Origin of the sequence: Chitinophaga sp. CF118 (genome assembly GCF_900112615.1) — a bacterium.
Taxonomy (GTDB): Bacteria; Bacteroidota; Bacteroidia; order Chitinophagales; family Chitinophagaceae; genus Chitinophaga.
The window spans coordinates 717,490-730,343 of sequence record NZ_FOMK01000001.1; the positions used below are offsets into that span (position 1 = coordinate 717,490).

A 12,854-nucleotide genomic window follows, 5' to 3' on the forward strand; every position below is an offset into this window, starting at 1 on the left:
ATACACATTTTGTGCATAATCTTTTTTTTCCACAGACACATACAAATAATCAAAATCATATATATTTGCTATGCTATGTTGTATAACTTGGGCTTAATAGCCTTTTACTGTTTTGCTACTATTGCAGGCTTACAGATACTGTATTACCTGATTTTCTTTTCCCGGGTAGCCTTTTATCGCCGTACCTTCGATAATGACCACGAACCGGAGCTGCAATGCTCTGTCATCATCTGTGCAAAAGATGAAGAGATGAATCTCCAGCGGAATCTCCCGTCTGTACTACAACAACGCTATCATGGCCCAAAGAACCCGGCGTATGAAGTAATTGTGGTAAATGACAATTCGGAGGATGATTCCAAATATTACCTGCGTTCTATAGAACCCGGATACCCTCATTACCGGCATATAGAGATCATGCAGCCCGCCAAATTCATTCCAGGTAAAAAATATCCGCTGTCAATGGGTTTAAGGAGTGCTAATTATGAAAATGTGCTGCTGACAGATGCCGATTGCAAACCTGCGAGTACTTACTGGTTATCTTTTATGAGCCAGGGATTTACCAATGGGAAGGAGATTGTGCTGGGTTACAGTCCTTATATTAAAAAACCGGGGCTGCTGAATAAGGTGATCCGTTATGAAACCTATTTCAGTGCTTTACAATATCTTTCTTTTGCCCTCAGCGGTATTACTTATATGGGTGTAGGCCGTAACCTGGCTTATAAACGTGAGTTGTTTTTCCGTATGAAAGGTTTCACCTCTCACCATCACCTGGCTTCCGGCGATGATGACCTTTTTGTAAACGCTGCTGCTACCCGTAATAATGTAGGCGTTGTGATTAACAAAAAAGCCTTTACCTATTCGGAACCTAAAACAAGCTGGCGTAGCTGGTTCCAGCAAAAAACAAGGCATATGTCTACCGGGAAACACTACCGGTTTGCGCATAAATTCCTGCTGGGTCTCTTTTCACTGAGCCACTTCTTGTTTTACCCGACTTTTATAGCTGCCTTGTTTTACCATCCTTTATGGATCTATACAGTAAGCATTTTCGGGTTTAAATTCGTTTTACAATCAGTGATCACTTTCCTGGCCATGCGTAAGCTGGATGAAGCTGATCTTTTCAAGTTCAGCTGGTTTATGGACCTGTTCATGTTCCTTTATTATCTTATTCTTACACCCGCTTTAATGTTCAAGTCAAAGAACAAGTGGTAAACGATAAATTATTTTCTACTATAAACAGCAATGGCGCCAGACGGCGCCATTGCTGTTTATGCTATTATTCGTTCAAATTTGGGGGCTTGTTTGTAGATTGCACCTTTATTTAATATGGAAATGGAGATAGTACTGAAATACTTTTCGGATTTTACGGAAAAACAATTGCAGCAATTACAGGCATTGGGTGGGCTGTATAAAGAATGGAATGAGAAAATCAATGTGATATCCCGTAAGGATATTGATGCCCTGTATGAAAAGCATGTATTACATTCCCTGAGTATAGCTGCTATCGCCGACTTCCCTGCCAAAACACAGATCCTGGATCTTGGCACCGGTGGAGGATTTCCTGGTATTCCCCTGGCTATTTTCTTTCCTGAAGTAAGATTTCACCTTGTAGATTCTATTGGTAAAAAGATCAAAGTGGTGCAGGGCGTAGCAGAAGCGATTGGTTTACAGAATGTAACCACGGCACATTCCCGGGCCGAAGACATCAAAGACCGGAAGTTTGACCTGGTAGTATCCCGGGCGGTAGCTCCCCTGAAAGATTTATGGCACTGGAGTAAGCCCTTGCTGAAAAAAGCACCGGCTCATGAACAGGAACCCGGACTGATCTGTTTAAAGGGAGGTGATTTGAGCCAGGAAATATCCGAAAGCGGTTGCAGGCCCAAGATCACTAACATTTATAAGCTGTTCCCGGAAGAATTTTTCCAGGAAAAACATATTGTGGTAGTAAATAAATAATTGATTTTCAGTATATAGTCAGAAATAAACCAAAAAATCCCATAAAAACTTTGTAAACTGTAAAATATCAAGAAAGTTTTTTCGTCTCCATTACTAAGATGAAAGAATTGCTCCTAAATAAAACACCACTGGCTATGGCTGCAGAACAGAACGAGCGCATACAGGAAACGGTGCAGCAGGAGCGTAAGCGCTTACTTAACTTCATCAGAAAGAGGGTTAATAATGTAGCAGACGCGGAAGATATTTTACAGGATGTACTATACCAGTTTACAGAATACTCCAGGGTAGGCAGCCATATAGATTCCATCACCGCCTGGCTGTTTACAGTTACACGCAATAAAATTACCGACTGGTTCCGCAAAAAGCGGGAAACTACCTTCAGCGATCATACCCGTGAATTTGACGGAGAAGAAACCATGTTTCTTGCTGAAATAATCGCAGATCCTTCCGCCCAGAGTGATGCTCCCATGACCCGTAAGATTATGGCAGAAGCTATCATGGAAGCAATTGACGAATTGCCTGAAGATCAGCGTGTGGTTTTCCTCCAACACGAGATAGAAGGGAAATCTTTCAAAGAAATGTCTGCCGAAACCGGTGTATCCGTTAATACCTTATTATCGAGAAAGCGATATGCAGTGCTGTATTTGCGGGAACGGCTGGCAGAATTGTACCAGGAACTTTTAAAAAATTAAAAACATTAGATATGCATACGCGTAGAAAAATACCAAAGGTCTTCCATGTATTAAAATTCATGCTGCTGGGCGCCTTGTTCCTCACAGCATTAGGCCTTGGAGTAAGAGAATTATGGAACTGCCTGATACCTGACCTGTTTCATGGCCCTGTCATTACCTTCTGGCAGGCACTGGGTCTTTGTCTGCTCGGTAAACTATTGTTTGGCTGGCATGGTGGTGGAAGCTCCAGATGGGGTGTTGGGGCAAAAGAACAATGGCGGAAAAAAATGAAGGCACGTATGGAGCATATGACGGATGAAGAAAAAGAAAAGTTACGTGAACGCTTTAAACGTTGTATGCCTGACAGATATAACCGCTGGCGCGATAATGACGACTGGAACGAAGGAACAAAAGATACACAAACCAAACCTGAAACAAATCTATAGCCGTTATGCTCTCCCCTACTATTAATCACTCAACATTATATGCTATGATAGGGATCTTCAAAACCAATATAGCAACTCAGGAAGACAGGCAACACATTATACATGCCATCCGCCATAATTTTGAAGTAGGCCAATGTCATGTAGACCTTGAAGATTGTGATAAAGTATTGCGAATCACAGAAATGAAGGTGGAAGAGGATGCTGTGATCAATTTTGTACAGCAACATGGATTTGATTGTGCTATACTGGATTAAACATTATTCAGGACTGACTAAAAAGTAAAATGAAGGCGATTGCTAATGATCATTAGCAATCGCCTTCATTTTACTTTTTAGTCAGTCTTAATTCAATTCTAATTTATTATTACTCCTGTTTAAATCTGCCATCCTCAAACTTGGATCAATCTCCAGGGTTTTGATCTCACTCATTGGCAAATCCACTTCCACATCATAAGTCCTGTTTGTCCAGGCCCAGTAATCATGTACTATACGCGGAATACTGTTATCCTCATTCGGCTTCGCACCATACATCAGGGATAACGGTATATAATGCATTACTTTTTTACCATCCTTTGCTGTTACCAACAGATCTATGGGCATGGGCATATAGTCTACCCTGCGCAGCCTTACCACGGTTTTCCCGTTGTTCTCAAATACACTATCTATTCCATAATCAATGTGTTTGGTACTATATACAAAATACTGTTTGTACCAATCCAGTTGCAGACCACTCTGTATCTCCATTTCCCGGATAAAATCATTCGGATTAGGATGTTTGAAACGCCAGTCACGGTAATAGCGCAAGAGACCTTTATCGCGGTTTTCCTTACCTATAATATACCCCAGTTGTTCCAGGAATACGGCTCCTTTGGCATAAGCAGTTAAGCTATATCCGAAATTTGTATTGTAATGATCAGAGTGTGTGCTCATTGGTTCTTCGAACCCGCTGTTCACCAGGCTAAAATAACCATTGTACGAACCTGACTGAGCAGAAGGCCCCTTAGAGGAATCCCGTGTATAATAGATGATATTGTTCTCTGCAAAAGAGGTAAACCCTTCATCCATCCAGGGATAAAGGCCTTCATTGGTGGCCAGCATTCCCTGATACCAGCTATGCATCCATTCATGTGCAGCCAGTCCGTATAATCCTTCCAGTTTGCCATTTCCCATGATCAGGGTAGCCATTGGGTATTCCATACCACCATCTCCCCCCTGGATAAAAGAATAACTTTTATAAGGATAAGGGCCGTAATGCGATTTTATGAATGCATACATACGAGGTACCAATTTGGCAAACTCGGGCCAGGTATTTTTAGTAGCGTCATTCTCTATGTAAAAAAAATGTGCCCTGAAGCCATCCACTTCCTGGGTAATATGCTTGTAATCAGGATCTGCAGCCCAAACAAAGTCGTGTACATTTGGTGCTACAAAATGCCAGGTCAGTTTATCACCTTTGGGATGAATAACCCGGGTGCCGGGCATTTCATATCCATACCCTATCTGGTTGGGATTTTGCAGGTAACCAGTAGCGGCTACTACAAACTTCTTATCAATTGCAATCTTTACGTCAAAGTCGCCCCATACACCGTAAAATTCACGTGCCACATAAGGCGTAGGGTGCCATCCTTCATAATCATATTCGCACATCTTCGGGTACCATTGCGCCATGGAGTAATCCACTCCTTCGGAATTATTACGGCCACTACGCCTGATCTGTACAGGCACCTGGCATTCGAACTCCATTTCAAACACGGTAGTACTATGTGGCAATACCGGTTTTTTCAACGGCACTTCCAGGATTGTACCTATCACGTTATACGTTTGCGAAATACCATCCTGTTTTAAGGAAAGTATTTTTTCATAGCCAATCTGGTCTGGCTGCAGCTTTTCTATACGATCTGTTACGCGGGCATCCCAGTCATGTTTTCCATTTCCGTTTCTGTCTTTATACAGAATAGTTTTACCCAGTTCACGACTGCGAACGTCCATCATACTGCCAGGCTGAAAGGCATTCCAGTACAAATGATAAAATACCTTATACAGTGTATCCGGTGAATTATTGATATACTCCAGTTTCTGTTTACCGGTGAACCGGTTCGTAGGTACATCCATGTTAATGTCCATCGTGTACTTTACCCTTTGCTGCCAGCGGTCGGCCTGTGCGGCTGCACTCTGCCATCCGGATGCCATAAGGCATACCATCAGGCATTTTGCGACTGTCAATTGCTTCATTCCGAATATCAGTTTTATAATGAATAGTCTATCCCTTAAGATACTCCTTCTACGATTAATACAATCTCTCCTTTCACACCTTTTTCTTTAAAGTAATCATGTACTTCCTGTAAGGTACCCCGTTTGTTTTCTTCAAACATTTTAGTCAGCTCCCTGCTTACGCAGCAGTTACGGTCTGCACCAAAATACCCGATCAGGTCTTCCAGTGTTCTAACCAGCCTGTGAGGAGATTCATAAAATACCAGTGTACGCTCGTCTGTAGCCAGCTGCGTAAACAAGGTATGCCGGCCTTTTTTTAGCGGAGGAAATCCTTCAAAGGAGAAGCGGTTCATAGGAATACCGCTGTTTACGAGAGCAGGCACAAAAGCAGTAGCTCCCGGCAGACATTCTACCGGAACGCCGGCACGTACGCATTCACGTACCAGCAGGAAACCCGGATCAGAGATACCCGGCGTACCTGCATCAGTAATTAATGCCATGGTTTTGCCGGCCTGCATCTGTTGTACCAGGTGCTGTAATACTTTGTGTTCGTTATGCTGATGATAGGGAGTGATGGGTTTGTTAATGTTATAGTGCTTTAACAGCACCCCGGATGTGCGGGTATCTTCTGCCAGCACCAGTGCAGCATCTTCCAGCACCTTTATCGCACGGTATGTTATATCGGCCAGATTGCCTATGGGAGAAGGAACGAGATATAGCTTCGACATGATGAATATTTAGCAACAAGCCGCAAGCTACAAGCTACGAGAAGCTATAAGATGACAAGCTACAAGATGCAATACACCTTGTAGCTTGTAGCTTGCAGCTTATTGGATGTGTACTTCAAAAGACTCCATTACCTGGTTTGCCAGTAATTTCTGGCAGGCGGTTTCCGCCAGTTGCTGTGCTTCCTCTTTGGTAGCAGCATCTATCTGCAAAGTAATATGCTTACCTATTCTTACATCATGTACATGGCTGATACCCAGGTTTTTCAAACCACTCATAACCGCCTTGCCCTGCGGGTCCAGTAATTCTTTCAGCGGCATCACATTGATATGTGCAGTAAACGTCATTTCCTAAAAATTTTGACGCAAACCTAATACTTTAATCCCAAAAAACAAGTCGCTAATTACAAACAAAACCCTTGGAATGCATGCTGACACTCTATTTTCCAGCGTTCCCGGTTACAGGAGGTGCAATCACAGACAGCAATACATAGCAAACAAATACAAAGGGGACTGCAGCAAATTTCAGCAAAAATGCACCGGCCACTGCCAATATGATAAGTAAAATGCGGGGCCAGTTCTGCCCCATCTGAAGGTTTTTAAATTTAAGGCTCAGCATTGGTATTTCTGCTACCATCAGATAACACAGTAATACGATGATAGCGTACAATACCCATATATTCTGCAGGAAATGAGCCAGATTAAAGGGGTTATATAACATTATGAGCGGAAAAGATGCTACCAGCAGGCCAACTGCCGGTGTAGGCATCCCTATGAAATTTTCTGATTGCCGGGTGTCCAGGTTAAACTTAGCCAGCCGGTAAGCAGCAAAACAGGGAATCAGTAAAGCTGGGGCCAGGTTTACATAAGAAACATCAAATACCTCCGGCATTCTCATATACGCGCTACGCAACAAGCGGAACAGGATCATTCCCGGTACCAGACCAAAAGTGACCATATCAGCCAGGGAATCCAGTTCTTTCCCGAAAGGGGATTGCAACTTCAGCCACCTGGCAGCCAGGCCGTCCAGGAAGTCGAATATCCCCGCCAGCAATACAAGGGCTGAAGCCCAGTACACCGGCTCCGGATTGGTAATTGTATATTCCACTCCATTAAACTCTGCGATATACTGAGGAGCATGCAGGATAAAAATAATGGCCAATGCGCCACAAAACAGGTTGCCGAGTGTAAGGAAATTAGGAAGTTGTTTCATTGTTTTTATCTATCTAACCACAAACAGGGGCGCTGCCAACTGAGCGTTCATCTGATCCGCATTGCCAGCAGCACCCTGTTCATAACATAAATATATATACTATTTCTTCATCAAAGCTTCAATCTCATCTGCTGTTTCCGGAATATTTTTCATCAGGTCAATATTACCTTTTGCTGTCACCCAGATATTATTCTCAATACGTACGCCCATCTTCTCTTCCTCTATATAAATACCCGGTTCAACAGTGAGCACTGAATTTTCCGGAATAGGTTGGTAAAAAGATGGTCCCAGGTCATGAACATCCACACCCAGATGGTGAGAAATACCATGGTACAGGTATTTCCTGTATGCCGGTACTTCGGGGTCCTGATTCTTTATATCAGCATCAGTAATCAGTCCAAGTTTTACAAATTCTTTCCCCGCTTCCACACCTATCATTTCATGATATTTGCCAATCATCAATCCTGGTTTGAGAATAGACTTGGCATAGTTGTGCAGGTGCAGGCAGGCATCATACACCTGGCGCTGACGTGCTGAGAACTTACCATTTACCGGTACGGTACGGGTCAGATCGGCATTATAACCACCATAGGCAGCACCAAAGTCCATAAGGATGAGGTCTCCATCCTTGCATTCCTTGTTATTTGAATGATAGTGAAGGATACGGGCACTGTCACCGCTGGCAAGGATAGAACCATAAGCTTCTCCATCTGCTCTGTTGCGCAGGAACTCATGCAGGATCTCAGCATGAACCTCATGTTCCCATACACCAGGACGGATAAATTTCAATAACCTGCGGAAGGCTTTCTCCGTAATATCAATAGCTTGTTGCAGTATTTTTATTTCTTCCGGAGTTTTGGTAGCACGTAATTTTTTTAATATTACGGCTGCACGCAGATAATTGTGCAAAGGATAACGGCTACGCAGTTCGGCAGCATAACGGTAATCCTTTACCGGCACCAGGCTGCTTTTGCGGTTATTTTCATTTGTGTTCAGATAAATATTAGTCGCCTCATGAATCCATTGCTGCAATAATGCATCCAGGGTATCCAGCCACACTACATTACCAATGCCAGAAATTGCCAGGGCTTCGTCTTTACGCAGGCGATGCCCGTCCCATTTTTCTTTCAGCTCATTAGGACGCACAAGTACCAGTACTTCCCGGTATTTAGGATCCGGATTATCTGGGTATAATATCAACATTGTATCTTCCTGCTCCACACCTGTAAGCCAATAGAGGTCAGCATTCTGCTGGAATTTATGCAGCGCATCTCCATTGGTGGGCAATTCATCATTGGAATTAAAGATAGCAATGGATTGGGGTTGCATTTCTGCAACAAAACGCTGACGGTTCTTTATAAATGTCTGCGGGTCTAATGGCAAATTTTTCATATGAAACTTTTACGGTGGTGTCTGATTAAATGCGCGTCAAACCTACTGAAAATTCGCAAATATCATCGAATAATGAAATAACCGGGAGAGAACTGTAGTTAAACGGGAAATAGTAACCTTACCATATCATCGCAAACAATAGCCAGGAATGCAAATCTTTATAGTAAACAACAATTAGTAATATAATTTCTTATTGGAAACGGATAGTTGTGTATAGGCAAATTATAACGTTCTGCTAATAAGTTCGGAGAGAGTTCGGGATGTGTTCAGAGAGAGTAGCTAGTGAGTAGCACTTTTGGTAGGTGGTTGATCGGTGATTGATCGGTGATTGATCGGTCATGACCGACCAACCACCGATCAATCACCGATCAACCACCTACCAATCACCTACCAAACCTTGGAGACTCTAGCCACTTACTATGAAGTTTCCCCGAACACTCTCAGAGGTCTCCCCGAAGTCACTACCAATTAGAAATAAAGACAAATGAAGCGGTACTTGTGGAAAGGGCGGAAAATTTTGGAGAATCACGGCAGACAAGGTGGATTTATTGATCATTTCCAATCGGCGCTCCACATTTACTTCCCCCACAGCCATAACGGCCGCAGCTGTTGTAATCAGATTCAGGTTAATAAACGTATTTATACCCTTTTATCCTTGCCATTTTAGATAGTACAAGCACAGCCATTTTAGATATTCTTCAAACTAACATCCATTTAGCATCGAGAATATCTAAATTTATGCTAATTAGAGGCTAATAATTTGATAATATCAAAAAAGCACTAGTTTTGCTTATACACCAAAACAATCTTACTATGCAAGCTAGCAGCGTAAGGAATTCCGTTGCCGATCTTTCAATATTGGGGATCAGGCAGGCAGCTAATATCTACTACCAACTTGAGCCTTCAGTGCTGGTATCTCAAACATTATCACGCAGACAAGGGGCACTCACCAGTAGTGGTGCCTTGTCTGTGAACACAGGCAAATTCACAGGCCGCGCACCCAAAGACAAATTCATTGTAAAAGATAATCTGACGGCAGATACAGTGAACTGGAATGATTTTAATATTCCGGTTTCTGCTGACTGCTTTGATCGTCTCTATGAAAAAATCACTGCATACTTTACTGGAAAGGATGTATGGGTAAGAGACTGTTATGCCTGTGCCGATCCGTCGTACCGGATTAATATCCAGGTGATTACAGATACACCCTGGGCCAGTCTCTTTGCATATAATATGTTCCTTCGTCCTGCAGAGGAAGAACTGGAATATATGCATCCGGAATGGACCGTTATACAGGCTCCCGGCTTTCTGGCCGATCCTGCTGTAGATGGCACCCGGCAGTCAAACTTTGCCATGGTGAGCTTTACCCGGAAGATGATCATCATCGGTGGAACAGCCTACACAGGAGAGATCAAAAAAGGGATTTTCACTATCCTGAACTATGTACTGCCACATGATAATGGAGTACTGAGTATGCATTGCTCTGCCAATCAGGGAATTGATGGGGATACCGCTATCTTCTTCGGACTGAGTGGTACCGGTAAGACTACGCTAAGCGCAGATCCGAACCGTAAACTGATCGGCGATGATGAGCATGGCTGGGCAGCAGACAGTATCTTTAATTTTGAAGGCGGCTGTTATGCCAAATGCATTGACCTGAGCGAGGAAAAGGAACCACAGATCTTTCATGCAATACGCGAAGGCGCCTTGCTGGAAAATGTTACGTTCCATGCCAATACCACTGAGGTAAACTATGCAGATAAAAGCATCACAGAAAACACCAGGGTATCGTATCCGCTGCATTACATAGATAATGCGATGATCCCTTCTGTTGCCTCTCTTCCAAAAAACATCTTCTTCCTTACCTGCGATGCGTATGGTGTGTTACCACCCATTTCCCGGCTCACACCGGAGCAGGCAATGTACCAGTTCATTTCCGGTTACACTGCCAGGGTAGCAGGTACAGAAGCAGGCGTATCTGAACCAACCGCTACTTTCAGTAGTTGTTTTGGAGCTCCTTTCCTCCCCCTCCATCCTGTGCAGTATGCACAAATGCTGGGTGAAAAACTACGCCAGCAGGCTGTACCAGTATGGCTGATCAATACCGGCTGGACGGGTGGAGCCTTTGGTACCGGCCAGCGTATAAAACTGAATTATACCCGTGCTATAGTGGCAGCAGCACTAAATGGGGACCTGGAGAAAATGTCTTATAAATATGATCCTATATTTGGGTTTGCTATACCCGAATCCTGCCCTGGAGTACCAGAAAATATGCTGGACCCGCGCAATACATGGGAGAATAAAGAAGCATATGACCAACAGGCAAAGGACCTGGCTGGCAGGTTCGTTCATAACTTTAAAAAGTATGCCTCTATGGCAGATCCAGAAATTTTATCCGCAGCTCCAATAATTTAGTCTATATTAGGGATTCAATTCCTGCCTTTAAAATTTCCACTACTATTACAAGTTCTATCCTATACAGGTTTTGCCTGTAGCAAAACAAGTGACCTTATTCGTAATTGAAAGCAGGAAACTTGTTTTGCAGAACTTGCACTTTCGACCTCTTAAATTTGCCCATATCAGCTGTCTTTTTCAATTTTGCCATCATGATTTAAGGGATTTACTGTACCTTTGCGCATGCAAATTTTAGACGGTAAACTTGTTTCAGCGGCTATCAAGGCCCAATTAGCAGATAAGGTAACTGAATTGAAGGCGATGGGTAAGAAGGTACCTCATCTGGCAGCAATACTGGTTGGTGACAGTGCCGCCAGTGAAACTTATGTGGCTTCCAAGGTAAAATCCTGTGCCGAGATCGGTTACAACTCCACCCTTCTCCGTTTTGATGCACAGATCTCCGAAAAACATCTGCTGGATAACATTATCCTGCTGAACGAAAATCCGGATATTGATGGTATTCTCGTACAACTTCCTTTACCCAAACATATTAACGAAGAACTGGTAATCAATACTATTGATCCGAGTAAGGATGTGGATGGTTTTCACCCGGTGAATGTAGGAAAGATGGTAAGCGGACTACCTACCTTTATTCCTGCTACACCTTATGGTATCATGCTGATGCTGGAACATTACAAGATTCCTACCAAAGGCAAACATGCCGTGGTAATAGGCCGCAGTCATATTGTAGGTACACCTATGAGCATCCTGCTGAGCCGGAACAGCTATCCCGGTAACTGTACAGTTACACTTTGTCACTCACATACAGCCAATCTCACCGAAATATGCAAACAGGCAGATATCATTGTGGCAGCCATTGGTCGCCCGGATTTTGTGACTGCCGACATGGTGAAAGAAGGTGCTGTGATTGTGGACGTAGGGATCAACCGTATACCAGATGCAAGCAAAAAGAGCGGATTCAGGCTGGTGGGTGATGTGAATTTCCAGGATGTGGCCGATAAATGCAGCTTCATTACCCCCGTACCAGGTGGTGTTGGTCCTATGACCATTGCAGCATTGCTAAAGAATACCTACCACGCTTCTATTGGCCAGAAAGTGAATTTGAACTAATGCCTAATGCATAACTTTGCAGTAATGTCAGTATCTACAACATCTTATTCAGGCACCCTTGAGCTGCCAGTGATGGAACGCTTCTACACCATTCAGGGTGAAGGCTACCATCAGGGCAGAGCTGCGTATTTTATACGCCTTGGGGGCTGTGATGTTGGCTGCCATTGGTGCGATGTAAAAGACAGCTGGGATGCTACCCGTCATCCGCAATTATCTATTGATGAACTGGCCCATGATGCGGCAGTTCATCCCGGTCGTATAGCCGTTATCACTGGTGGAGAACCACTGATGCATAACCTGGATGCACTTACAGAAATATTGCGCCAGGAAGGATTTCATACACATATCGAAACATCCGGTTCCTCCCCCCTCAGTGGCCACTGGGACTGGATCACACTTTCTCCCAAAAAGTTCAAAGCTCCCCTGCCGGAAATATGTACCCTGGCGAATGAACTGAAAGTGGTTATTTTTAATAAATCGGATTTTGCCTGGGCAGAGAAATATGCTGCACTCGCTAATTCCCACTGTAAATTATACCTTCAACCGGAATGGGATAAGGCAGCAGAGATCACCCCTCTGATCATAGATTATATCAAAGCACACCCACAGTGGCAGCTTTCCCTGCAGGTACATAAGTACATAAACGTTCCATAATTATCCTTCTAAAAGAACTCCGCGCTGATAGGTTTAAACGGTATATCTCAAGTAATATCTCAAAC

Annotated in this window: 13 protein-coding genes; 8 read left to right on the plus strand and 5 right to left on the minus strand. The window is 43.5% G+C overall.

The genetic code is table 11. The features are described 5' to 3' along the window. Positions 1-75: 75 nt before the first annotated feature. The 5 genes from BM176_RS02740 to BM176_RS02760 all read left to right on the plus strand — a co-directional run bounded on the left by BM176_RS02740 (position 76) and on the right by BM176_RS02760 (position 3,324). Complete coding sequence (locus BM176_RS02740; protein ID WP_255373414.1) at positions 76-1,209, plus strand: glycosyltransferase; 1,134 nt, start codon at positions 76-78, stop codon at positions 1,207-1,209. A 114-nt stretch (positions 1,210-1,323) separates the two neighbouring features. Then, positions 1,324-1,953: a 16S rRNA (guanine(527)-N(7))-methyltransferase RsmG gene (gene rsmG, locus BM176_RS02745; RefSeq protein WP_090099299.1), complete on the plus strand. Its 630-nt coding sequence runs from the start codon at positions 1,324-1,326 to the stop codon at positions 1,951-1,953. A 98-nt stretch (positions 1,954-2,051) separates the two neighbouring features. After that, on the plus strand, positions 2,052-2,645 hold the full coding sequence (locus BM176_RS02750; RefSeq protein WP_255373415.1) for an RNA polymerase sigma factor: 594 nt from the start codon (positions 2,052-2,054) through the stop codon (positions 2,643-2,645). Positions 2,646-2,656: 11 nt separating this feature from the next. After that, entirely contained in the window at positions 2,657-3,070 is a 414-nt protein-coding gene (locus BM176_RS02755) for a hypothetical protein (protein ID WP_177230277.1), read from the plus strand. A gap of 5 nt (positions 3,071-3,075) precedes the next feature. Continuing rightward, positions 3,076-3,324 (plus strand): hypothetical protein, encoded by a 249-nt coding sequence (locus BM176_RS02760; RefSeq protein ID WP_255373416.1) that lies wholly within the window; start codon positions 3,076-3,078, stop codon positions 3,322-3,324. An 87-nt stretch (positions 3,325-3,411) separates the two neighbouring features. Here the strand turns inward: BM176_RS02760 and BM176_RS02765 are convergent, their stop codons facing one another. The 5 genes from BM176_RS02765 to BM176_RS02785 form a co-directional block, all read right to left on the minus strand. Further along, on the minus strand, positions 3,412-5,301 hold the full coding sequence (locus BM176_RS02765; RefSeq protein WP_090099303.1) for a M1 family metallopeptidase: 1,890 nt from the start codon (positions 5,299-5,301) through the stop codon (positions 3,412-3,414). Between the two features lie 35 nt (positions 5,302-5,336). Continuing rightward, positions 5,337-6,008, minus strand: a complete 672-nt coding sequence (gene rsmI, locus BM176_RS02770) for a 16S rRNA (cytidine(1402)-2'-O)-methyltransferase (RefSeq protein WP_090099305.1) — start codon at positions 6,006-6,008, stop codon at positions 5,337-5,339. Between the two features lie 99 nt (positions 6,009-6,107). Continuing rightward, positions 6,108-6,353, minus strand: coding sequence for a phosphoribosylformylglycinamidine synthase subunit PurS (gene purS / locus BM176_RS02775; protein ID WP_090099307.1), 246 nt, complete (start codon positions 6,351-6,353; stop codon positions 6,108-6,110). Positions 6,354-6,444: 91 nt separating this feature from the next. Then, positions 6,445-7,218 (minus strand): CDP-alcohol phosphatidyltransferase family protein, encoded by a 774-nt coding sequence (locus BM176_RS02780; RefSeq protein ID WP_090099309.1) that lies wholly within the window; start codon positions 7,216-7,218, stop codon positions 6,445-6,447. Positions 7,219-7,317: 99 nt separating this feature from the next. Then, positions 7,318-8,610, minus strand: a complete 1,293-nt coding sequence (locus BM176_RS02785) for an aminopeptidase P N-terminal domain-containing protein (protein WP_090099311.1) — start codon at positions 8,608-8,610, stop codon at positions 7,318-7,320. 813 nt (positions 8,611-9,423) lie between these two features. Here BM176_RS02785 and pckA point away from each other — a divergent pair. The 3 genes from pckA to BM176_RS02800 all read left to right on the plus strand — a co-directional run bounded on the left by pckA (position 9,424) and on the right by BM176_RS02800 (position 12,789). Continuing rightward, positions 9,424-11,025: a phosphoenolpyruvate carboxykinase (ATP) gene (gene pckA / locus BM176_RS02790; RefSeq protein WP_090099313.1), complete on the plus strand. Its 1,602-nt coding sequence runs from the start codon at positions 9,424-9,426 to the stop codon at positions 11,023-11,025. Between the two features lie 222 nt (positions 11,026-11,247). Further along, positions 11,248-12,135, plus strand: coding sequence for a bifunctional methylenetetrahydrofolate dehydrogenase/methenyltetrahydrofolate cyclohydrolase FolD (folD, locus tag BM176_RS02795; RefSeq protein ID WP_090099315.1), 888 nt, complete (start codon positions 11,248-11,250; stop codon positions 12,133-12,135). A 24-nt stretch (positions 12,136-12,159) separates the two neighbouring features. After that, on the plus strand, positions 12,160-12,789 hold the full coding sequence (locus BM176_RS02800) for a 7-carboxy-7-deazaguanine synthase QueE (RefSeq protein ID WP_090101575.1): 630 nt from the start codon (positions 12,160-12,162) through the stop codon (positions 12,787-12,789). Positions 12,790-12,854: the final 65 nt, after the last annotated feature.

Excerpts from the sequence above, each read along its gene's own strand:
- BM176_RS02740 (WP_255373414.1), top strand. The coding sequence starts at position 76 with ATGTTGTATAACTTGGGCTTAATAGCCTTTTACTGTTTTGCTACTATT.
- rsmG (WP_090099299.1), top strand. The coding sequence starts at position 1,324 with ATGGAAATGGAGATAGTACTGAAATACTTTTCGGATTTTACGGAAAAA.
- BM176_RS02750 (WP_255373415.1), top strand. The coding sequence starts at position 2,052 with ATGAAAGAATTGCTCCTAAATAAAACACCACTGGCTATGGCTGCAGAA.
- BM176_RS02755 (WP_177230277.1), top strand. The coding sequence starts at position 2,657 with ATGCATACGCGTAGAAAAATACCAAAGGTCTTCCATGTATTAAAATTC.
- BM176_RS02760 (WP_255373416.1), top strand. The coding sequence starts at position 3,076 with ATGCTCTCCCCTACTATTAATCACTCAACATTATATGCTATGATAGGG.
- BM176_RS02765 (WP_090099303.1), bottom strand. The coding sequence starts at position 5,301 with ATGAAGCAATTGACAGTCGCAAAATGCCTGATGGTATGCCTTATGGCA.
- rsmI (WP_090099305.1), bottom strand. The coding sequence starts at position 6,008 with ATGTCGAAGCTATATCTCGTTCCTTCTCCCATAGGCAATCTGGCCGAT.
- purS (WP_090099307.1), bottom strand. The coding sequence starts at position 6,353 with ATGACGTTTACTGCACATATCAATGTGATGCCGCTGAAAGAATTACTG.
- BM176_RS02780 (WP_090099309.1), bottom strand. The coding sequence starts at position 7,218 with ATGAAACAACTTCCTAATTTCCTTACACTCGGCAACCTGTTTTGTGGC.
- BM176_RS02785 (WP_090099311.1), bottom strand. The coding sequence starts at position 8,610 with ATGAAAAATTTGCCATTAGACCCGCAGACATTTATAAAGAACCGTCAG.
- pckA (WP_090099313.1), top strand. The coding sequence starts at position 9,424 with ATGCAAGCTAGCAGCGTAAGGAATTCCGTTGCCGATCTTTCAATATTG.
- folD (WP_090099315.1), top strand. The coding sequence starts at position 11,248 with ATGCAAATTTTAGACGGTAAACTTGTTTCAGCGGCTATCAAGGCCCAA.
- BM176_RS02800 (WP_090101575.1), top strand. The coding sequence starts at position 12,160 with ATGTCAGTATCTACAACATCTTATTCAGGCACCCTTGAGCTGCCAGTG.